Annotated in this window: 19 protein-coding genes and 1 riboswitch; of the genes, 11 read left to right on the plus strand and 8 right to left on the minus strand. The window is 65.9% G+C overall.

The annotated features are described in order from the left end of the window. Positions 1 to 11 precede the first annotated feature (11 nt). Positions 12 to 1,193 carry an isovaleryl-CoA dehydrogenase gene (locus tag CKCBHOJB_RS16000; protein ID WP_281049657.1) on the minus strand — a complete coding sequence of 394 codons (1,182 nt, stop codon included), beginning with the start codon at positions 1,191 to 1,193 and terminating at the stop codon, positions 12 to 14. 162 nt (positions 1,194 to 1,355) lie between these two features. Between CKCBHOJB_RS16000 and CKCBHOJB_RS16005 the strand changes: the two genes are divergently transcribed. After that, positions 1,356 to 2,462 (plus strand): AraC family transcriptional regulator, encoded by a 1,107-nt coding sequence (locus CKCBHOJB_RS16005; protein ID WP_281049658.1) that lies wholly within the window; start codon positions 1,356 to 1,358, stop codon positions 2,460 to 2,462. 16 nt (positions 2,463 to 2,478) lie between these two features. Here the strand turns inward: CKCBHOJB_RS16005 and CKCBHOJB_RS16010 are convergent, their stop codons facing one another. Continuing rightward, complete coding sequence (locus CKCBHOJB_RS16010) at positions 2,479 to 3,993, minus strand: CoA-acylating methylmalonate-semialdehyde dehydrogenase (RefSeq protein ID WP_281049659.1); 1,515 nt, start codon at positions 3,991 to 3,993, stop codon at positions 2,479 to 2,481. A gap of 240 nt (positions 3,994 to 4,233) precedes the next feature. Between CKCBHOJB_RS16010 and CKCBHOJB_RS16015 the strand changes: the two genes are divergently transcribed. From CKCBHOJB_RS16015 to CKCBHOJB_RS16030, 4 genes are all read left to right on the plus strand, one after another. Next, a complete protein-coding gene (locus tag CKCBHOJB_RS16015; protein WP_281049660.1) occupies positions 4,234 to 4,728 on the plus strand; it encodes a hypothetical protein in 495 nt (164 codons plus the stop codon). A 123-nt stretch (positions 4,729 to 4,851) separates the two neighbouring features. Continuing rightward, positions 4,852 to 5,334: an acyl-CoA thioesterase gene (locus CKCBHOJB_RS16020; RefSeq protein ID WP_281049661.1), complete on the plus strand. Its 483-nt coding sequence runs from the start codon at positions 4,852 to 4,854 to the stop codon at positions 5,332 to 5,334. Between the two features lie 87 nt (positions 5,335 to 5,421). Continuing rightward, positions 5,422 to 5,706: a CopG family transcriptional regulator gene (locus tag CKCBHOJB_RS16025; RefSeq protein ID WP_281049662.1), complete on the plus strand. Its 285-nt coding sequence runs from the start codon at positions 5,422 to 5,424 to the stop codon at positions 5,704 to 5,706. After that, positions 5,694 to 5,987 (plus strand): type II toxin-antitoxin system RelE/ParE family toxin, encoded by a 294-nt coding sequence (locus tag CKCBHOJB_RS16030; protein ID WP_281049663.1) that lies wholly within the window; start codon positions 5,694 to 5,696, stop codon positions 5,985 to 5,987. Before CKCBHOJB_RS16025 ends, CKCBHOJB_RS16030 begins: the two co-directional genes overlap by 13 nt. 306 nt (positions 5,988 to 6,293) lie before the next feature. Here CKCBHOJB_RS16030 and CKCBHOJB_RS16035 read toward each other — a convergent pair whose 3' ends face one another. From CKCBHOJB_RS16035 to CKCBHOJB_RS16055, 5 genes are all read right to left on the minus strand, one after another. Beyond that, positions 6,294 to 7,427, minus strand: a complete 1,134-nt coding sequence (locus tag CKCBHOJB_RS16035; protein WP_281049664.1) for an acyl-CoA dehydrogenase — start codon at positions 7,425 to 7,427, stop codon at positions 6,294 to 6,296. Between the two features lie 12 nt (positions 7,428 to 7,439). After that, positions 7,440 to 8,648, minus strand: a complete 1,209-nt coding sequence (locus tag CKCBHOJB_RS16040; protein ID WP_281049665.1) for an acetyl-CoA C-acetyltransferase — start codon at positions 8,646 to 8,648, stop codon at positions 7,440 to 7,442. Positions 8,649 to 8,705: 57 nt separating this feature from the next. Further along, entirely contained in the window at positions 8,706 to 9,848 is a 1,143-nt protein-coding gene (gene can / locus CKCBHOJB_RS16045) for a carbonate dehydratase (protein WP_281049666.1), read from the minus strand. 82 nt (positions 9,849 to 9,930) lie between these two features. Continuing rightward, positions 9,931 to 10,398: a PaaI family thioesterase gene (locus CKCBHOJB_RS16050; RefSeq protein WP_281049667.1), complete on the minus strand. Its 468-nt coding sequence runs from the start codon at positions 10,396 to 10,398 to the stop codon at positions 9,931 to 9,933. Positions 10,399 to 10,484: 86 nt separating this feature from the next. Next, entirely contained in the window at positions 10,485 to 10,928 is a 444-nt protein-coding gene (locus CKCBHOJB_RS16055; RefSeq protein WP_281049668.1) for a MerR family DNA-binding transcriptional regulator, read from the minus strand. A 175-nt stretch (positions 10,929 to 11,103) separates the two neighbouring features. Between CKCBHOJB_RS16055 and CKCBHOJB_RS16060 the strand changes: the two genes are divergently transcribed. From CKCBHOJB_RS16060 to CKCBHOJB_RS16085, 6 genes are all read left to right on the plus strand, one after another. After that, positions 11,104 to 12,147 carry an MBL fold metallo-hydrolase gene (locus CKCBHOJB_RS16060; protein ID WP_281049669.1) on the plus strand — a complete coding sequence of 348 codons (1,044 nt, stop codon included), beginning with the start codon at positions 11,104 to 11,106 and terminating at the stop codon, positions 12,145 to 12,147. A 35-nt stretch (positions 12,148 to 12,182) separates the two neighbouring features. Then, complete coding sequence (gene phaC, locus CKCBHOJB_RS16065; RefSeq protein ID WP_281049670.1) at positions 12,183 to 14,009, plus strand: class I poly(R)-hydroxyalkanoic acid synthase; 1,827 nt, start codon at positions 12,183 to 12,185, stop codon at positions 14,007 to 14,009. Positions 14,010 to 14,156: 147 nt separating this feature from the next. Continuing rightward, entirely contained in the window at positions 14,157 to 14,663 is a 507-nt protein-coding gene (locus tag CKCBHOJB_RS16070; protein ID WP_281049671.1) for a PIN domain-containing protein, read from the plus strand. A gap of 243 nt (positions 14,664 to 14,906) precedes the next feature. Then, on the plus strand, positions 14,907 to 15,578 hold the full coding sequence (locus tag CKCBHOJB_RS16075; protein WP_281049672.1) for a cistern family PEP-CTERM protein: 672 nt from the start codon (positions 14,907 to 14,909) through the stop codon (positions 15,576 to 15,578). A gap of 53 nt (positions 15,579 to 15,631) precedes the next feature. Next, positions 15,632 to 16,672 carry an IS630 family transposase gene (locus CKCBHOJB_RS16080; protein WP_002924806.1) on the plus strand — a complete coding sequence of 347 codons (1,041 nt, stop codon included), beginning with the start codon at positions 15,632 to 15,634 and terminating at the stop codon, positions 16,670 to 16,672. 134 nt (positions 16,673 to 16,806) lie between these two features. Then, positions 16,807 to 17,889 carry an isoprenylcysteine carboxylmethyltransferase family protein gene (locus CKCBHOJB_RS16085; RefSeq protein WP_281049673.1) on the plus strand — a complete coding sequence of 361 codons (1,083 nt, stop codon included), beginning with the start codon at positions 16,807 to 16,809 and terminating at the stop codon, positions 17,887 to 17,889. 75 nt (positions 17,890 to 17,964) lie between these two features. Here the strand turns inward: CKCBHOJB_RS16085 and CKCBHOJB_RS16090 are convergent, their stop codons facing one another. Further along, the gene (locus tag CKCBHOJB_RS16090) at positions 17,965 to 19,758 is read right to left on the minus strand and encodes a S8 family serine peptidase (protein WP_281049674.1); all 1,794 of its coding nucleotides are present in this window, start codon (positions 19,756 to 19,758) and stop codon (positions 17,965 to 17,967) included. Positions 19,759 to 19,849: 91 nt separating this feature from the next. Continuing rightward, positions 19,850 to 19,936: riboswitch (cyclic di-GMP riboswitch) on the minus strand. Positions 19,937 to 20,174 lie beyond the last annotated feature (238 nt).

The raw sequence follows: 20,174 nt of genomic DNA on the forward strand, positions 1-20,174 counted from the left end.
AGACGCTCCGTTCAGCGGGTTTCGGAGAACAGCTCGCGGCCGATCAGCATGCGGCGGATCTCGCTGGTGCCGGCGCCGATCTCGTACAGCTTGGCGTCGCGCCACAGGCGGCCCACCGAATACTCGTTGGTGTAGCCCACGCCGCCCAGGGCCTGGATCGCCTCGCCCGCCATCCAGGTCGCCTTCTCGGCGGTGTAGAGGATCACGCCGGCGGCGTCCTTGCGCAGCGTGCGGGCGTGGTCGATGCGGTCGCAGGCCTGGCCCACCGCGTAGGCGTAGGCGCGGCAGGCGCTCCAGGTCGAATACAGGTCGGCGATCTTGCCCTGCATGAGCTGGAACTCGCCGATCGGGGTGTCGAACTGCTTGCGCTCGTGCATGTAGGGCACGACCGCGTCCATGCACGCCGCCATGATGCCCAGCGGGCCGCCCGACAGCACCGCGCGCTCGTAGTCCAGGCCGCTCATCAGCACCTGCACGCCGCGGCCGATGTTGGCCTCGCCGCCGAGCACGTTCTCCACCGGCACCTCGACGTCGTCGAAGAACAGCGGGAAGGTGTTGGAGCCGCGCATGCCGAGCTTGTCGAGGTGGGTGCCATGGGAAAAGCCCTTCATGCCCTTCTCGATGATGAAGGCGGTGATGCCCTTCGGCCCGGCGGCGAGGTCGGTCTTGGCATACACCACCAGCGTATCGGCGTCACCGCCGTTGGTGATCCACATCTTGGCGCCGTTGAGGACGAAATGATCACCCTTGCGGTCGGCGCGCAGCTTCATCGACACCACGTCCGAGCCGGCGTTGGGCTCGGACATCGCCAGCGCGCCGACGTGATCGCCCGAGATCAGCTTGGGCAGGTACTTCTGCTTCTGCGCCTCGGTGCCGTTGCGGCGGATCTGGTTGATGCACAGGTTGGAGTGCGCGCCGTAGGACAGGCCCACCGAGGCCGAGGCGCGCGAGATCTCCTCCATCGCCACGATGTGGGCGAGATAGCCCATGTCGGTGCCGCCATACTCCTCGCTCACCGTCATGCCATGCACGCCGAGGTCGCCGAGCTTCTTCCACAGGTCGGCCGGGAACTCGTTCACACGGTCGATCTCGGCCGCACGCGGCGCGATCTCCGCCGCGCAGAAGGCCTGCAGCGTGTCGCGCAGGGCGTCGATGGTCTCGCCGAGGTTGAAGTTCAGGCTGGGCACGTTCATGGGGTGTCTCCTTCTCGAGGTTGTCCTGGCGCGGCGGGCAGCGCGCGGAAAATCCATTATGGACGGCGCATGCCCGGGGATGGGCGGAGATTAGCGGCGCGCCGCGGACGACGAGTGCCATCGTGGTTGCAATTCGTGCCATTGTGGCTAGCATTCCGGCACATGAAGATCCTCGCCCCCTCGCCCGCCGAACTCTCCCGTGGCCGCGCCGCCACGCCGATCGCCTTCATCCGCGCGATCGTCACCGGGTATCGCCGCCGGGGCATGGATCCGGCCAGCGCGCTCGCCCAGGCGCAGATCCCGCCGGCGCTCCTCGACGACCCCGCGGCACGCGTCACCGCGGCGCAGATGGAGCTGATGTCGGGGGTGGCGATGCAGGAACTCGACGACGAGGCGCTGGGCTGGCTCTCGCGCCGCCTGCCCTGGGGCAGCTACGGCATGCTGTGCCGCGCCTCGATCACCTCGCCGACGCTGGAGGTGGCGCTCAAGCGCTGGTGCCGCCACCACCGCCTGCTGACCGAGGACATCGTCTTCGAGCTGACGCAACGCGGCGGCATGGCCACGATCCGCGTCACCGAGCACGCCGCGCTTGGCGAGCTGCGCGAGTTCTGCCTGGTCAGCACGCTGCGCTACCTGCTCGGCTACGCCTGCTGGCTGGTCGATTCGCGCATCGCGCTCACCGAGGCCGCCTTCCCCTTCCCGGCGCCGGCCCACGCCGACGCCTACGCCTACCTGTTCGCCGGTCCGGCGCGCTTCTCCGCTGAGGCCGCCAGCATCGCCTTCGACGCGCGCTACCTGGCGCTGCCGGTGCGCCGCGACGAGAAGGCCCTGCAGTCCATGCTGCAGCGCGCACTGCCGCTCACCGTGCTGCAGTACCGCCGCGACCGCCTGCTGGTGCACAGCGTCGCCCAGCTGCTCTCCGCCAAGCCCGCCGCCGCGCACACCGCGGAGGACGTCGCCGCCCAGCTCAACACCTCGGTGCGTACCCTGCACCGACAGCTCAAGGAAGAAGGCGTGTCACTGCAGCAACTCAAGAACGAGGCGCGGCGCGAGCATGCGACCCGGCTGCTGCTGCAAACCCGGAAACCGGTGAAGCAGGTCGCGGCCGCGGTCGGTTTCGACAGCGAGAAGAGCTTCGCGCGCGCGTTCCGGGAATGGACGGGGGTGGCGCCGAGCGCGTTCAGGTCGAGTACTGCCGGCGCAGACGCGCAACCGGCGGACGGCTGGACGGCAGCACGGAGCGGACGCCGCCCCGACGTCCTCGCGTAGGGGCCGGCCGCGCCCCTCAATTCACCGGCATCACGAACTCCGGCCCCTTCGAGCCGCTGTCGGGCCAGCGCTGCATGATGCTCTTGTAGCGCGTGTAGAAGCGCACGCCCTCCTCGCCGTAGGCGTGGTGGTCGCCGAACAGGCTCTGCTTCCAGCCGCCGAAGGAATGCCAGGCCATCGGCACCGGGATGGGCACGTTGATGCCCACCATGCCGACCTGGATACGGTTGGCGAAGGCCTGCGCGGTGCGTCCGTCGCGGGTGTAGCAGGCGACGCCGTTGCCGAAGGCGTGCGCGTTGATCAGCGCCACCGCGTCGGCGAAGGTGGGTACGCGCACCACGCACAGCACCGGCCCGAAGATCTCCTCGTCGTAGATCTTCATGCCCGGGCACACGTGGTCGAACAGGGTCGGGCCGACGAAGAAGCCGTGCTCGCGCCCCGGCACCGTCAGGCCACGGCCGTCGAGCACCAGCTCGGCGCCCGCCTCCACCCCGGCGGCGATGTAGGCCTCGATGCGCGCCTTGGCCTCGGCGGTGACCACCGGCCCCATGTCCGCGCCCGGCGCCTCGCCGTCGTCGACGCGCAGCACCTGCGCGCGCGCCTTGACCCGCGCCACCAGCTCGTCGGCGATCGAACCCACCGCGACCGCCACCGAGATCGCCATGCAGCGCTCGCCGGCCGAGCCGTAGGCGGCGCCGATCAGGCCGTCGGCGGCCTGGTCGAGGTCGGCGTCGGGCATCACCACCATGTGGTTCTTGGCCCCGCCCAGCGCCTGCACGCGCTTGCCGTGGCGCGCCGCGGTCTCGTGGATGTGGCGGGCGATCGGCGTCGAGCCGACGAAGCTCACGGCGGCGACATCGGGGTGCGCGAGCAGCGCGTCCACCGCGGTCCGATCGCCCTGCACCACGTTGAACACGCCCGCCGGCAGCCCGGCCTCGCGGAACAGCTCGGCGGTCAGCAGCGAGGGCGAGGGATCGCGCTCGGAGGGCTTGAGGATGAAGGCATTGCCGCAGGCGATCGCCACCGGTGCCATCCACATCGGCACCATGAAGGGGAAGTTGAACGGCGTGATGCCGGCCGCCACCCCGATCGGCATGCGCTGGCTCCAGTTCGCGATGCCGCCGCCGACCTCGGCCGAGTGCTGGCCCTTGAGCAGCTGCGGGATGCCGCAGGCGAACTCGATCACCTCCAGCCCCCGCTGCACCTCGCCCTGGGCGTCGGGAAAGGTCTTGCCGTGCTCGCGGGTGATCAGGCGGGCGAGGTCGTCGGCGTACTGCTCGACCAGCGCCTTCATCCTGAACAGCACACGCGCCCGGCGCTGCGGCGCATGCTCGGCCCAGCTCGCCTGCGCACGCACGGCGGACGCCACCGCGGCATCGACCTCGGCCTGCGTCGCCAGGTCCACCGCGCGCGCCACCCGGCCGAGCGCGGGGTCGAACACCGGGCTGCTGCCCTCGCCCCCGCCCTGGTGGATTTCGTTGTCGATCCAGTGACTCACGCGCGCGGGCGCAGTCGTCCAGTGAATGCCCATCGTCTCGTCTCCTCGCTGAGTGATCTTATTCTGCGCCGCAGGATGGCTGCGACCGATCTTTCCATTCTAGCCCTGCGTCGCGCCATGCCGACGCAGGCAGGCGGTCGCCGGACAGCAGGCGTCGCATCCTGTTACCACCGCGGCTGTCCCGTCGTGACCACGCCACCTAGAATCGGTCCGCGCATTCGACCTTGCGGACGCCTCTGAACGAAGACCGCCCGCGCCCGACAGGATACGACCATGAACAAGACGACGCCCTTCGCCAGCCTGCTGCTCTGCGGCGCGCTGCTCTCCACCCCCGCCCTCGCCGACGAGATCGACTGCAACGGCCGCATGGGCCGCGCAGCCATCGACGGCGACCTGCGCGTGCCCACGGGCAAGCGCTGCACGCTCGACGGCACCCGCATCGACGGCAGCATCAAGATCGGCCGCGGCGCCACGCTACAGGCGCGCGGCATCAAGGTCGAAGGCAACATCCAGGCCGAGGGCGCGCGCGAGGTCGCGGTGACTCATTCGCGGATCGGCGGCAACATCCAACTCGAACAGGGCAGCGCGGTGCGGGTAGATGCGGTCGAGGTCGACGGCGACATCCAGCTGTTCGCCAACCGCGGCGCGATCCGGGTCAGCCGCAACCGGGTGGACGGCAACCTGCAGTGCAAGCAGAACCGGAACCGGCCGAGCGGCAGCGGCAACCGGGTGCGCGGCGACAAGGAGGATCAGTGCGCACGGCTTTGAACGGCCCTTTGCGGGTACGATCGCAGCCCTGGCTGCCGCCTTGCGCACGGCTGGCGCCGCCCGCCCCTCGCCCCAGACTCAACCGCCCCGGCACGCCCTCCTCCATCACCACGAGACACCGCAATGGACCTGCCCGCCCACCAGCTCACCATGACCGTCCTGATGACGCCCGACACCGCGAACTTTTCGGGCAAGGTCCACGGCGGCGCCATCCTCAAGCTGCTCGACCAGGTGGCCTACGCCTGCGCCAGCCGCTACGCCGGCCACTACGTGGTCACGCTCAGCGTCGACCAGGTGATGTTCCGCCAGCCCATCCAGGTCGGCGAGCTCGTCACCTTCCTCGCCTCGGTCAACCACACCGGCAACTCGTCGATGGAAGTGGGCATCAAGGTCGTCGCCGAGGACATCCGCGCCAAGGTCGTACGCCATGTGAATAGCTGCTTCTTCACCATGATCGCGGTCGATGACGAAGGCCGCCCGACCAAGGTGCCGGCGCTGGAACCCCGCACGCCCGACGAACGCCGGCGCTTTGCCGAAGCCGAGGTGCGCCGCGCGATGCGGCGCGAGATGGAGCGCAAGTTCGCCGAGGTGCATGGCGGGAACTGAAGGGCTGCTGACGGGCAATGGGCGGGCTTGTCAGTCCTCAACCCACAGTGCTACCTTGGTAACACCAAAGACCTCAAGGCGCACCCCATGACGACAACCTCGCTGAAGCTCCCCGACGCGCTGAGGCAGCGTGCCGCGGAAGCCGCCCAACGACAGGGCATTTCGCCGCACGCCTTCATGGTGCAGGCCATCGAGCAGGCCGCGACCCTGGCGGAAGCACGCGCAGGCTTTGTCGCCGAAGCGCTCGGCGCTCGCGAGCAAATGCTGGCCACCGGCGAAGGCTACGACGCCGCCGACGTGCATGCCTGGCTCAAGGCGCGCGCCACCGACCGACAGGCTGCAAGACCGCAGGCCAAGCCTTGGCGCGACTGATCTATTCGGCGCGCGCGCTCGACGACCTCGAGCGCGTGACGGACTTTCTTGTCGATACTGATCCCGCTGCCGCCGCGGTAACGGTCGACCTGATCGCGGAAGCCGTGGCGATCCTCGCCCGCCACCCCTTGATCGGCCGCCCGGCCGAGCATGGTCTCCGCGAGTTGGTCATCTCGCGCGGACGAACGGGTTACATCGCCCTCTACAGTTTCGAAACCGCGCAAGACTGCGTCCTGATCCTCGCCGTGCGCCACCAGCGCGAGACGGGTTACTGGGCGTAGCCCGGTGACGCAATTGAACGCCACCCGGATTTCGCGGGAACGGCACGATCAAGCGTACCCAGGCAGTAGAGCGCCACTGTGTCCATGGAGGAGAGAGGAGCAGGGCATTGTGGGGAAGGAAGACAAGCCGGACACCAACACGATTCAGCTCATCCATTGAGCTCTTTTGAACCGATTGCCGGCGGCGTTAGGCTCGCGCGCGCAGTGTACCAACGACGCTCAGCTCCGCGGCACCCGCCGCCAAGAACACTGGGCCGACCTTCCCCTTGCGGAAAAGGCCGGCCCCGGGCTGCCGTCAGGCGGTAATCAGCCCGCCAGCGCGCGCCCGATCACCAGCTTCTGGATGTCGCTCGCGCCTTCGTAGATCTGGCACACGCGCACGTCGCGGTAGATGCGCTCGACCGGGAAGTCGGTGACGTAGCCGTAGCCGCCGTGCACCTGGATCGCGTCCGAGCACACGCGCTCGGCCATCTCGGAGGCGAACAGCTTGGCCATCGAGGCCTCCTTGAGGCAGGGGCGGCCGGCGTCCTTGAGGCTGGCGGCGTGCCACACGAGCTGGCGCGCGGCTTCCAGTTGCGTCGCCATGTCGGCGAGGCGGAAGTTGACCGCCTGGTGCTCGAAGATCGGCTTGCCGAAGCTCTCGCGCTCCTGCGCGTACTTGACCGCCGCTTCCAGCGCAGCGCGCGCCATGCCCAGGCACTGCGCGGCGATGCCGATGCGGCCGGCCTCGAGGTTGGAGAGCGCGATCTTGTAGCCTTCGCCTTCCGCACCGATCACCGAGTCGGCCGGGATGCGGCAGTTCTCGAACAGGATCTGGGTGGTGTCGGACGCCTTCTGGCCCATCTTCTCCTCGATGCGGCCGACCTGGTAGCCCGGTGCGTTCGCCGGCACCAGGAAGCAGGTGATGCCCTTCTTGCCGGCGGCCTTGTCGGTCACCGCGAACACGATGGCGACGTCGGCGTGCTTGCCGGTGGTGATGAACTGCTTGACGCCGTTCAAGACCCACTCGTTTCCGTCGCGCACGGCCGTGGTGCGGATCGCGGACGCATCCGAGCCGACGTGCGGCTCGGTCAGGCAGAAGCAGCCGAGCTTCTCGCCGCGGGCGAGCGGCTTCAGCCAGGCTTCCTTCTGCGCATCGTTGCCGAAGCGGTTGACGATTCCGCACGGCAGCGAGTTCTGCACGCTGACGATGGTCGAGGTCGCGCCGTCGCCGGCGGCGATTTCTTCCAGCGTCAGCACCAGGCTCATGTAGTCCATGCCGGCGCCGCCCCACTCCTCGGGCACCACCATGCCGAGCGCGCCGAGTTCGGCGAGCTCGTTCAGCGCCTCGCGCGGGAAGGTGTGGTTGCGGTCCCATTCGGCGGCGAAGGGGGCCAGGCGCTCCTGCGCGAAGGCGCGCATCGAGTCGCGGATGAGTTCCTGTTCCTGGGTCAGAATCATGTCGCTGTCTCCTTAGCCGCAGGCCACCGAGGCATCGACCTCGATCGCCATCGCCGTGGCTTCGCCGCCGCCGATGCACAGGCTGGCCACGCCGCGCTTGAGACCGCGCTTGCGCAGGGCGCCGATCAGCGTGACCAGGATGCGCGCGCCCGAGGCGCCGATCGGGTGGCCGAGCGCGCAGGCGCCGCCGTTCACGTTGACCTTGTCGTGCGGCAGCTTCATCTCGTGCATCGCCGCCATGGTGACGACCGCGAAGGCCTCGTTGATCTCCCACAGATCGACGTCGTCGGTGCTCCAGCCGGCCTTGGCCAGCACCTTCTGCATCGCGCCCACCGGGGCGGTGGTGAACCAGGCCGGCTCCTGCGCATGGGTGGCGTGACCGACGATGGTCGCGACCGGCTTCAGACCGAGCTTGTCGGCGGTGGACTTGCGCATCAGCACCAGCGCGGCGGCGCCGTCCGAGATCGAGCTCGAGTTGGCCGGCGTGACGGTGCCGTCCTTCCTGAACGCCGGCTTGAGACCGGGGATCTTGTCGATCTGCGCCTTCAGCGGCTGCTCGTCCTTGTCGACCACGACCTCGCCCTTGCGGCCCGACACGGTCACCGGGGTCACTTCCCAGGTGAAGTCGCCGTTGTTGATCGCGGCCTGGGCGCGGGTGGTCGAGGCGATCGCGAACTCGTCCTGCGCGCTGCGGGTGAAGTTGAAATGCCCGGCGCAGTCCTCGGCGAAGGTGCCCATCAGGCGGCCCTTGTTCTCCTTCGAGTAGCTGTCTTCCAGGCCGTCGAGGAACATGTGGTCGAACATCTGGCCATGGCCGAGGCGATAGCCCGAGCGCGCCTTGGGCAGCAGGTAGGGGGCGTTGGACATGGACTCCATGCCGCCGGCGACCATCACCTCGTTGGTGCCGGCCAGGATCAGGTCGTGGGCCAGCATGGTGGCCTTCATGCCCGAGCCGCACACCTTGTTGATCGTGGTGCAGCCGGCCGACAGCGGCAGGCCGGCGCCGAGCGCGGCCTGGCGGGCGGGCGCCTGGCCGACGCCGGCGGGCAGCACGCAGCCCATGATCACCTCTTCGACCTGCTCGGGCTTCAGGCGCGCGCGCTCGACCGCCGACTTGATGGCGATGGCGCCGAGCTGCGGCGTGGTGAGGCTGGCGAGGTCGCCCTGGAAACCGCCCAGCGGGGTGCGGGCGACGGATACGATGACGACGGGATCGGACATGCGATTCTCCTGATGAATGTCGTTGACTGTGTCTTGCTTGATGATGACTCGCCGCGCTCAGCTGCCGAGCGCTTCGAGCGCCGCGGCGTAGCGCGGCATGAGATCGTCGGGGCGGCTGACGTTGATGCCGAGGTCGCGGATCAGGCCGTTCTTGAGGCCGTAGATCCAGCCATGCACGGTGAGCGCCTGGCCGCGCCGCCAGGCGTCCTGCACGACCACGGTCTGCGCCACGTTGGCCACCTGCTCGATGACGTTGAGCTCGCACAGGCGGTCGTGGCGCAGTTCCGCCGGCAGCGCGTCGACCGCCTGCAGGTGGCGCACATGCACGTCCTGCACGTGGCGCAGCCACAGGTCGACCAGGCCGACGCGGGCGCGTTCGAGCGCCGCCTTGACGCCGCCGCAGCCGTAGTGGCCGACGACCATGATGTGCTTGACCTCGAGCACATCGACCGCGTACTGGATCACCGCCAGCGCGTTGAGGTCGGTATGAACGATGACGTTGGCCACGTTGCGATGCACGAAGACCTCGCCCGGCAGCAGGCCGACGATCTGGTTGGCGGGCACGCGCGAATCGGAGCAGCCGATCCACAGGTATTCCGGGCTCTGCAGGTGCGACAGCTTCTCGAAGAAGCCGGGGTCGATCTGCTGCATCTGCCGCGACCATGCCTGGTTGTAGTCGAAGAGGTGGAACAGGTTCTCGTTGTTGACCGCGTCCTCGGACCAGTTCTCGAGGTCCAGAGTCAGGAAGATCGTGCCTTCGACCGGCGTCGGGTAGTACGCGGGTGCCTCGGTGAAACCGAGCTCGCGGTACAGCTTCACCGCGATCCGCATCGCCGGCACGGTATCGAGCAGGATGCGGCGGTAGCCGAGCCGATGTGCGGACTTGATCGCCGCGAGCGCGAGCTTGCGCCCGATGCCCTGGCCGCGCGTGGCCGGATCGACGTAGAGCCGCTTCATCTCGCACACGCCTTCGGAGAAGCGGCGGATGCCGACGCAGCCCGCCGGCTGGCCGCCGAGGGTGGCGTAGAACAGCCGGCCGTCGGCCTCGCCGTAGGCGCCGGGCAGGTTGGCGACCTCGTCGGCGAAGCCCTGGTAGCTCAGGTCCACCCCGAGCCAGGCCGCGTAATTGCGGAAGAACTGGCGCACCTGCTCCAGTTCGGCGGTGTCGGAAGCGGTCAGCGCGCGCAGTTCGATCGTCATCGGGCAGGCCTCATCGGGGAGTCGGTTGGAGGGAATGGTCGAGCGGGCGCATCGGCGCGGAGCCGGGCCGCATCACCGCGCCTCAGCCCTCGCGCTCCTTCTTGCCGTGCATGGCCATGATCGTCTGCTGCATGATGGCACACAGGGTCCATTGCTCGTCGCGGATCGCATAGACGTCGGCGCGGGTCACGATCAGCGTGCGCCCCGGGCGCACCACCTCGCCGCGCGCCACCAGGCGCTGGCCGTCGGCGGGCGCGACCAGGTTCATCTTGTACTCGACCGTCAGCACGCTGGCGTCGGCCGGGGTCAGGGTGTTGGCCGCATAACCCGCCGCCGAGTCGGCGATCATGCCCACCACGCCGCCGTGAATGAAGCCGTGCTGCTGGGTGATCTCGGGCTTGTGCGGCAGGTGGATCTCGACGTAGCCGGGCTCGACCACCGCCATCTCGGCACCGATCAGGCCCATCGCCTGCTGCAGGCCGAAGCTCGTGCGCACACGCTCGGCGTAGCCCGGGTCACGGGGCTGGAACTGCGGCATCTCGGGTCGCATGCGGGGGTCTCCTGAGGGCATCCGGTTGCTTGTTTTAACGTTTACGTCAACGTAAACTCAGCGCTGAAAAAACGCAAGCACCGGCCTCAGCCGACGCTCGCGCGATCGATGCGACGGACCAGCTCCGCGCGCGCCGCCGCGGCCCCTTCGGCGTTGTCGCCGAGCAGGGCCTCGCACTGGCACTCGAGCATGTCGATCTCCTCGAGCACGGCCTCGATGTCGCGGCGCTGCTGTTCCATGGCCGCGCGGCGCACGGCCAGCACCTTGAGAAAGCGCTGCAGCTGGGGCGCGGAGTTGCGCACGCCGCCGTACATGTCGAGCAGCTCGCGGATCTCGGCCAGCGACAGGCCGAGGCGCTTGCCGCGCAGGGTCAGCTTCAGGCGGGTACGATCGGCCTTGGTATAGACGCGGGCGCGCCCGGCGCGGGCCGGGGTCAGCAACCCCTGGTCCTCGTAGAAGCGAATCGCGCGCGGGGTGATGTCGAATTCGCGGGCGAGTTCGGTGATGGTGTAGGTTTGCTCGTCGGCCATGCTCGGTCACGGCGACCGCCGCCCGCGTCTGCAGGGGCGACCGCAATTTATTGATTTATTTGCTGATAACAGAAAAGTCGAACGAAGTTTAAGCAGATTCCCGGGATTTGGGCAATGCGCACGCGATCCGGCGCGCTCCGCCACCCGGCCACGACGACACAGGACACAGAGAGACATGCACACGAACCAGGCCAGCGCGCCGACCGAACCCCACTACCCCTTCGACGCCCTGCCGGAAGCCGGCACCAGCCTCGAGGTCGCGCCCGGCGTGCGCTGGGTGCGCATGCGCCTGCCGTTCGCGCTCGACCACATCAACCTGTGGCTGCTCGACGACGGCGAGCGCGTGGTCGCCGTCGACTGCGGCTACGCCTCGGCCGAGACCCAGGCCGCCTGGGACGCGGTACTCGCCGCCGACGGCCGGCCGCTCGAGCGCGTCATCGTCACCCATCACCACCCCGACCACATCGGGCTGGCCACCTGGCTGGCGGCGCGCGACGGCGCCAGCATCCACATGACCCAGGGCGAATTCCTCGCCGCGCAGGCGGTGTGGCACCAGCTTCCGGGCTACTCGATCGTGGACATGCTCGACCAGTTCCACCGCCACGGCCTGCACGACGAGCGCCACGAGGCGCTGGCCACCCGCGGCAACGCCTATCGGCGCGGCGCGCCGGAGATTCCCGGCCGCTACCACCGCCTGTTCGACGGCGACGAGCTGCGCATCGGCGCCCACACCTGGCGCATCGTGGTCGGCTTCGGCCATGCGCCCGAGCATGCCAGCCTGTACTGCGCCGAGCTCGGCGTGCTGATCTCGGGCGACATGCTGCTGCCGCGCATCTCCACCAATGTCAGCGTGTATGCCGCCACCCCCTACGACGACCCGCTGGGCTGGTTTCTGCGCTCACTGCGGGAATTGTGCAACATCCCCGACGACACGCTCGTGCTACCATCTCACGGCAAACCTTTCAAGGGTATTCGATCAAGAGTGGATCAACTCGTCGCGCATCACCGCGAGCGCTGCGAGGTGCTGCTGGCAGCCTGCGACACGCCACGCACGGCTGCAGAGTTGCTGCCGACGCTGTTCCCTCGCCCGCTCGATACCCATCAGGTCATGTTCGCCATGGGGGAGGCCATCGCCCACCTCAACCACCTCGAGAGCCAGGGAATGCTCGCGAGGCAGGTCGATGCGGACGGCCTGATCCGTTTCACCCCTTGCCGCTAAGCACGCCCCGATCAAACAACAGGAGCCCAACCCAGATGGCTGCACCCAACACCGAGACCCCGAAGGCCGAACTGCCCGATCCGCAGGAAGTCGCCAAGACCTACGCCGAGGTCGCCCGCCGCGCCTCGCACCTGATCAGCGACCACGTCCATCGCCAGCTCAAGAAAGGCGTGTCGACGCCGGCCGACGAACTCGGCATCGCCCAGGCCTTCATGGACATGATGGCCAAGCTGCTCGCCAACCCCTACAAGCTCGCCCAGGCGCAGATGAACCTGGTGTGGGACTACTTCTCGCTGTGGCAGCACTCGATGATGCGCGTCGCCGGCCTCAGCGCCGCCCCGGTCGCCGCCCCCGAGAAGACCGACAAGCGCTTCAAGGACGAGGAGTGGGAAGAGCACTTCCTGTTCGACTTCATCAAGCAGTCCTACCTGATCGCCGCGCGTCACATCCATGACACCGTGTGCTGTGTGGACGGCCTCGACGAGCAGACCCAGAAGAAGGTCAACTTCTACACCCGCCAGTACATCGACGCACTGTCGCCGTCGAACTTCGCGATCACCAACCCGGAAGTCTTCCGCGAGACGGTCAAGAGCCACGGCCAGAACCTGCTCAAGGGCCTCAACAACCTGCTGCGCGACGTCGAGGAAGGCGGCGGCAACCTGCGCGTCAAGATGACCGACACCACGGCCTTCGAGCTGGGCAAGAACGTCGCCACCACGCCGGGCAAGGTCGTGTTCCAGACCGAGATGATGCAGCTGGTGCAGTACACCCCCAGCACCGACAAGGTGCTGAAGAAGCCGCTGCTGATCGTGCCGCCCTGGATCAACAAGTTCTACATCCTCGACCTGCGCGAGAAGAACTCCTACATCAAGTGGGCGGTTGACCAGGGCCACACCGTGTTCGTGATCTCCTGGGTCAACCCGGACGAGCGCCTGGCCGAGAAGAGCTTCGACGCCTACGTCAAGGAAGGCGTGATCGCCGCCCTCGACGCCATCGAGCAGCAGACCGGCGAGAAGGAAGTCAACGCCGCGGGCTACTGCCTGGGCGGCACCCTGCTCGCCACCACGCTGGCCTACCTCAGCGCCAAGCGCCAGAAGCGCATCGCCTCGGCGACCTTCTTCACCACCATGACCGACTTCACCGACCCGGGCGAACTCGGCGTGTTCATCGACGAAGGCCAAGTCACCAGCCTCGAGAAGAAGATGTTCGAGCGCGGCTACCTGGAGGGCTCGGAAATGGCCGGCACCTTCAACATGCTGCGCGCCAACGACCTGATCTGGTCCTTCGTGGTCAACAACTACCTGCTCGGCAAGGATCCGTTCCCGTTCGACCTGCTGTACTGGAACTCGGACTCGACCCGCATGCCGGCGGCGATGCACAGCTTCTACCTGCGCAAGATGTACATGGAGAACCGCCTGATCGAGCCGGGCGGCATCGAGATCGACGGCACGCCGATCGACCTCGGCAAGATCAAGGTGCCGTGCTACTTCATCTCCACGATCGAAGACCACATCGCGCCGTGGAAGAGCACCTACATGGGCGCCCGCCGCTTCGGCGGTCCGGTCCGTTTCGTGCTCGGCGGCTCCGGCCACATCGCCGGCATCGTCAACCCGCCCGCCGCCAACAAGTACGGCTACTGGCTCAACTCGGCCGCCAAGCTGGCGGAAACCGCCGACGCCTGGTTCGAAGGCAGCCAGCAGCACCCGGGCTCGTGGTGGACCGACTGGCAGTCCTGGGTCACCGCCCACGACAGCGAGCAGACCGACGCCCGCGACCCGGCCAAGGGCAAGCTGAAGGCGCTGGAAGACGCGCCGGGCAGCTTCGTCAAGCTCCGCATCGACGCCACCCAGCTCGCGGCCTGAGCATCGATGCAGTGAAGCGGGGAGGGGTGACCCTCCCCGTTTTTTCGTTTACGGGCGGGAAAAAGGACACGGGCGCACAGCAGTGCGCCGCGGAGCATCCGCTTCCGCATCGCGGTTTGTCCCGGCCACAACCAGGCTTTACATACAGTGTCGGAAATTTTTACACCCGTCAGCGGCACCCAAATCTACGACCAACGCCCTGCCCTCGTGCTGGACACCAACACCGTGCTCGCGCTGTGGATGTTCCGCGACCCCGCGCTGGAAAAGTTGCGCGACTGGATCGAGGCGGGGAATTGCCGGCTGTACAGCCGGGAGGACGCGCTGGAGGAGCTGCGGCGGGTGCTGGCGTATCGGCAGTTCGGGCTGGATTTGCCCTGCCAGGAAGCCATTCATTGCCACTACCGCTCGCTCCTGACCCCTTGGGCGGGTCCCCGGGGGCCAAGCGCCACGGATGAGTCCGCATGCCTGCCGCGCTGCAGCGACACGGACGATCAGAAATTCCTCGAAATCGCCTTCGAGGCGGAGGCGACCCATCTGCTGACCCGCGACAAGGCACTGCTGAAGCTCCAAAGGCCTGTCGCGAGCAGAATGAGATGCTCGATCATGCAGCCCGACAGCTTCAAAAATGGATTTCATCGGCACCAAAATGCATGAAGCCGCCCTCATACGCAAAAAATGTCGATATTTCTTACACTCAGTCCTCCAGTGCGCCAGAAAAATGAAATTTAACCCTTATTTTTCAACAACATAAAAACATGGCACGCCCATTGCTAAGGAATTCTCAAGAGCAATTTGGCGTGCAGCACAAGCGTTGTCACACCGCCGACGCCAAGATGACTCGATAGGGCCGTACCCAAAACATCGCGGCTCAACGACATCCACCAATCGGAGGTCAAAATGAAACGGACCACCACTGCACCGAAACTTCTATGCGCCATGCTGTTTGCGGCGTTTGGAGCAGCCGGTAACGCGAATGCCCTCGTACTTTCTACGAGTGATACTAGTGAGTCTTTCTCTTGGACGTTTACCGATGCCGGTTACACGATGGCAGGCATGGGGACCATGTCGATCGCTAGCCTAACCAGCACTACTCTTACTCTCAACATCACACTCAATGACTACTCCACCTTCCCATCGGGCGGAGTGCCGAAGGACATCCGCCTTACCGCCTTTGGTTTTGCCATCGATCCGAACACGACAGGCGTTACATTCTCCGACGACGGCGACGGCGGCATGATTGATGCGGCCCTCGCCAGCATCCCGAGCCTCAAGACAATTGAGGTTTGCGCTTACGGTGGGAACAATTGCCCGGGCGGCTCCAATGGCGGGATTTGGGCTGGGGATGAAGACACCTTCACACTCACGCTTACTGGAACATGGGGTAACTCCGTCACCATCGATCCGATCGGATTCAAGTACCAAACCAAAATCGGGTCGTACGAATTTGTCACGACGAGCGGAGGCCCTCCGACCACGGGCCCGGTGCCTGAACCTGGTACGATTACGCTGCTGGGGTTGGGATTGCTCGGCACTCTGTTCTATCGCCGCCGCACCGAACGACGTGCATGACGCAAAATCGGCTATTAACCCGGCAATCAAATAGGTTTTGATATAATTCGGGCATGGAAAAGATCGATGCCCGCAAGCTTCCGCCCGAAGCCCTGGAACACATTCGTCGCCAAGCATTTGTACTGCGCAAGCAAGGCTACACATGGACGCACATTGCTGAAGTGTGTGGGGTTCATGTTGGGACCGTTCTGAAATGGGCGCGGCGCGCCCAAGCTGACGACCTCGACGCCGTCATCAAGGGCGGGCAACGTGGTCGGCGCCATGGCTCGGGACGAACTCTGACGCTGGTTCAAGAGGAGCAGCTGCGCTTGAAGATCATCGGCTCGAATCCCGCCCAGCTTCAGCTTGAGTTTGCGCTGTGGAATCGTCGCGCAGTGATGCTCGCCATCAAGCAGCTCTTTGGCATCGACATGCCCATTCGCACCGTCGGTGAGTACCTTCGGCGGTGGGGTTTCACGCCGCAGCGGCCGGTCAAGCGTGCGCTTGAGCAGGATCCGGCCCGGCTCAAGGCGTGGCTTGAGGACGAGTATCCGAAGATCGTTGCGCGCGCCAAGACTGAGGATGCCGAGATCTACTGGGGTGACGAGACCGCCATTCGCCAGGACTCGCACTGGGTGCGCGGCTACTCGATGGCGGGGCTGACGCCTGAGCTTCGACTGCCGGCCGGTCGCCACGGATCGACATCGATGATCTCGGCGATCACCAACCAAGGCTTGGTGCGCTTCTCGTTCTTCGAGGGCGCCATCGATGCCGAGCGCTTCATCGTGTTCTTGAAGGACCTGATTCAGGATGCGCAGCGTAAGGTGTTCCTGATCGTCGACAATTTGCGCGTGCACCGCGCCAACCGTGTCCGCGAGTGGGCTGCCGAAAACACCGAGAAGATCGAGCTGTTTTACCTGCCGCCGTATGCGCCGGAACTCAACCCCGACGAGTATCTGAACCGGGATCTGAAAACGTCGATACGCTCCGGGCCGATTGCCAGGACCGCCGCCGCACTTCTCGAGAAGGCGCGTACGTGCATGGAACGCATCGCTGCGATGCCGGATCGTGTGCGGTCGTATTTCAGCCATGAGTACGTTCGCTACGCTCAGTAATTTAGCTATTTGATTGCCGGGTTAATAGCACGTAGAATCGAAAGGCCCCGTGAAAACGGGGCCTTTCGCTTTCGGAACTACATTCGACTTGATCTTCTTGCGTCCAGTCTTGCCAGATTTCGATGAGGAAGCGCATGAAAAATGCAGGCACGAGCAACAATGCGTTCCGGCAGCGTGCTGTCAATTGCAGCGCTTCGATACTCCTGACGCTGATCGCTTACCTGATCTACAGGTTTTCACCCCATACGCAATCTATGAGGGGGGTGAGCTGGCAACAAGAAGGCACCTTCAACGGCTCAGCTTTTCTTTCTGCAGCCTTCGTCGCCTACTGTCTCGCCCTGATCCTGTTTTATCTCTTTGAACGCGCCCCCCATGAATCGAAGTCGGTCGCTGCCATCCGCGGCCTTTTCCGTACCATCAACAAACCGCGGCAGGTCTTCAAGAACGGCCTGCCCGATGCAGAGCGCCTGGGGGTGTTGTCTGTCTTGCTGAAGGCGTTCTTCGCCCCGCTAATGCTCCTGTCGCTGTTCGGCTGGACCAATGCGATGGTGATGAATGGCGCGCATGTCTTCGAGCACCTGCCTTCCCTGCGCGTCGACTTCCTGAGCATCTTCAACACGCATGGCTTCTGGTTCCTCTTCCAGCTCATCGTGTTCGCGGACATCACCTTCTTCACCATCGGCTACCTCGTGGAACATCCGCGGCTGAAGAACCAGATCCGCTCGGTGGACCGCAGCTGGCAGGGCTGGGCGGTCACGCTGGCCTGCTACCCGCCGATCAACGGCATCACCAACTGGCTGCTGGGCGGCAGCGCGACGGAGTTTCCGCAATTCGACAACCCGGTGGTTCACGTGGCAGTAAACATGGCAGTGCTGGTGCTGATGGCCATCTACGCCTGGGCATCGGTCGCCTTGAACCTCAAGGCCAGCAACCTGACTCATCGCGGCATCATCCACCACGGACCGTACCGCTACATCCGCCACCCTGCCTATGTCTGCAAGAACGCAGCATGGTGGCTGGGCAGCCTGCCGGTGATCGCCGCAGCGTGGACCGTATCCTGGTGGTCCGCCCTCGTGGCACTGGCCGCCACCGCGGCGTGGACTGGACTCTATGCCCTGCGCGCCCTCACCGAGGAAGACCACCTCAGGAAGGTGGACGGGGAATACGACGCCTACTGCCAAAAGGTGCGCTACCGGTTCATCCCGGGAGTGCTGTAGATCGCCTGGATGCAAAAAGTGGCGCCTCGCACGACTTTCATGTGCGAGGCGCCACCGTGTCCAGGGAGACAACTATCAGCGCGTAACCTGAATGCTCTGGCTGCCGACATTCCCCGCAGCATCGGTCGCCTCGAGCTTCAGGGTATGGCTACCCGTGGCGACCTTGCGCGTGTTCCACGAGTACGAAAGGCTTGCGCCGTTGACGCTGCTGACGAGCTTGCCGTTGACGTACAGGCGCATCAGGGTCACGCCGGCATCATCAGAACCCGCGCCCTTCACACTCACGGTACCGCTGACCTTGCTGCCACCAGTCGGATTGCTGATCGTCGCCACAGGCGCCACCGTATCAGCCGAAAGCGTCTTCTCGGCGCTGTTCGCCACCGTCACCGAGACCGTCTTGCTCGCGTAGTTGCCTGCAGCGTCATACGCGTACGCGGTCACGGTCGCCGAACCATCGGCCACCGTGGTGCTGTCCCAGCTGAACCCGAACGGCGCGGTCGTATCGCTCCCCACGCTCTTGCCGTTGACCGTCAGCTCAACACGGCTCACGCCGACGTTGTCGATGGCCGACACATCGACCGCCACCAAGCCACTCACCGTGCTGCCAGCCGCGGGGTTGCTGATGCCGACGCTCGGTGCCGTGGTGTCGCTCGCCTGCGCCGTCTGCACCGCCTTGACCGCCGCAGCCGCATCGACCCGGCCGTTGCCGTAGTAGGCGTCCCAACCCGTGGTCCCCAGATCCACCGCAGTCGAGAACAGCACCTTCTCGATGTCCGCTGCGCCCAAGGCCGGGTTGGACGCCTTCATCAGGCCGACGACGCCCGCCACGACCGGACTGGCGAACGAGGTGCCCTGCCACTTCTGATAGGAGCCGCCGCGGGTCGTCGTCCAGATGTTGGTGCCCGGCGCCGCGATGTCGACGTACTTGCCGTAGCTCGACCACGACGCCTTCACGTCGTTGCTGTCGGTCGCCGACACGCTGATCATCGTGCTGTTGGCGGCGATCAGCTCCTCGCCGCTGTTGTTGCCCGCAGCCACCACGGTCAGACCACCCTTGTTCTTCAGGTACTGCGCCGCGCTCTGCACCGTGGAACTGCCCGACACGCCACCAAAGCTGATGTTCGCGACATTCGCCCCACGGTCAGCCGCCCAGGTGATGCACTGCGCAGCCGCACTCCAGTAGCCATACCCGTTGGTGTCGGTGATCCGCATCGGCATGATCAACGCGTCTGCCGCGGGCGCAGCGACACCGAGCGCGTTGTTGGTCGCCGCTGCAGCGGTACCCGCAACCGCCGTGCCGTGACCATGCACGTCCGCAGTATTGGAGCTGTTGTCGTAGCAGTTCCAGCCCGACACCATCTTGCCGGCCAGGTCCGGATGGTTCGAATCCACGCCGGTGTCGAGGATCGCGATCGTGGCGCCGCGACCGGTCGACACGTCCCAGGCCGACGACACGCCGATCTTGCTCAGGTGCCAGGCGCTGCCATAGTAGGGATCGTTCGCCGTCGCATCGGGCTTGATCAGCATGTCGCGCTCGGCGAACTTCAGGTGCTTGTTCTTCTTCAGCAGCGCTTCCACCGCCTTCTCGGAGGCCTGCGGCGGGAGCTGGATCACACGCACGTTGATCCCCTCGATCTTTCCGACCTGCTTGCCGCCGTGCTGCTTGAGGATCTTCTCGAACTCCGCCTCCGGCAGGCCGGCACGCGGCTGCACCAGAAGACGGCCGGGCACCCACTGCGACTCGGTTTGCGACACCTGTGCGTGCGCCGGCAGGGACAGCGCCCCCAGGGCCACGGCGACGCAGGTCAGCGCCGGAATGCGGTGCGAGATATGGAAGAAGGAAGAAATACTGTGCTGCGGTGCGCTCATTGCGAACTCCATGCTCTAGGTTTCCGGCCCGCGCCTCACGGCTGCGGATTGCATGGGCGAACGACGCACCTGTCCTCGACGGACGGCACCACCTGGCAATCCCGCTGTCATGGGGCGCAAGCCCTTTAGACCGGTAACTTTGCGTCCCCGCCTTTCGACGGGTTTGCCTTTTTTCAGGTCGCGACGACTTGCTCTTTACGAGCGGCTGTCGACGCGAATACTGCTTTCGTAAAGCGTCCAGGGAGAGGCTTTCACTGAAGCTTAAGATCTCACAACTTCCTGGCTTCGACCATGGCCTAACAGCCAGTTTCTAAAGCGTTTTGTGGAAAATTTCCTCATTGGAGGCCGAAACCCGGACCAACTGCATTGGCCCGAAGAAGACGCCTCCCCGATCGCCTTCGCCGCGCTCGCCTACC

The organism is Thauera sp. GDN1, assembly GCF_029223545.1.
GTDB lineage: Bacteria > Pseudomonadota > Gammaproteobacteria > Burkholderiales > Rhodocyclaceae > Thauera.

Coding starts and splice junctions, on each gene's coding strand:
- CKCBHOJB_RS16000 (WP_281049657.1), bottom strand. CDS start 1,193: ATGAACGTGCCCAGCCTGAACTTCAACCTCGGCGAGACCATCGACGCC.
- phaC (WP_281049670.1), top strand. CDS start 12,183: ATGGCTGCACCCAACACCGAGACCCCGAAGGCCGAACTGCCCGATCCG.
- CKCBHOJB_RS16080 (WP_002924806.1), top strand. CDS start 15,632: ATGGAAAAGATCGATGCCCGCAAGCTTCCGCCCGAAGCCCTGGAACAC.
- CKCBHOJB_RS16050 (WP_281049667.1), bottom strand. CDS start 10,398: ATGCGACCCGAGATGCCGCAGTTCCAGCCCCGTGACCCGGGCTACGCC.
- CKCBHOJB_RS16020 (WP_281049661.1), top strand. CDS start 4,852: ATGGACCTGCCCGCCCACCAGCTCACCATGACCGTCCTGATGACGCCC.
- CKCBHOJB_RS16090 (WP_281049674.1), bottom strand. CDS start 19,758: ATGAGCGCACCGCAGCACAGTATTTCTTCCTTCTTCCATATCTCGCAC.
- CKCBHOJB_RS16075 (WP_281049672.1), top strand. CDS start 14,907: ATGAAACGGACCACCACTGCACCGAAACTTCTATGCGCCATGCTGTTT.
- CKCBHOJB_RS16035 (WP_281049664.1), bottom strand. CDS start 7,427: ATGATTCTGACCCAGGAACAGGAACTCATCCGCGACTCGATGCGCGCC.
- CKCBHOJB_RS16010 (WP_281049659.1), bottom strand. CDS start 3,993: ATGGGCATTCACTGGACGACTGCGCCCGCGCGCGTGAGTCACTGGATC.
- CKCBHOJB_RS16015 (WP_281049660.1), top strand. CDS start 4,234: ATGAACAAGACGACGCCCTTCGCCAGCCTGCTGCTCTGCGGCGCGCTG.
- can (WP_281049666.1), bottom strand. CDS start 9,848: ATGACGATCGAACTGCGCGCGCTGACCGCTTCCGACACCGCCGAACTG.
- CKCBHOJB_RS16060 (WP_281049669.1), top strand. CDS start 11,104: ATGCACACGAACCAGGCCAGCGCGCCGACCGAACCCCACTACCCCTTC.
- CKCBHOJB_RS16055 (WP_281049668.1), bottom strand. CDS start 10,928: ATGGCCGACGAGCAAACCTACACCATCACCGAACTCGCCCGCGAATTC.
- CKCBHOJB_RS16025 (WP_281049662.1), top strand. CDS start 5,422: ATGACGACAACCTCGCTGAAGCTCCCCGACGCGCTGAGGCAGCGTGCC.
- CKCBHOJB_RS16005 (WP_281049658.1), top strand. CDS start 1,356: ATGAAGATCCTCGCCCCCTCGCCCGCCGAACTCTCCCGTGGCCGCGCC.
- CKCBHOJB_RS16085 (WP_281049673.1), top strand. CDS start 16,807: ATGAAAAATGCAGGCACGAGCAACAATGCGTTCCGGCAGCGTGCTGTC.
- CKCBHOJB_RS16040 (WP_281049665.1), bottom strand. CDS start 8,648: ATGTCCGATCCCGTCGTCATCGTATCCGTCGCCCGCACCCCGCTGGGC.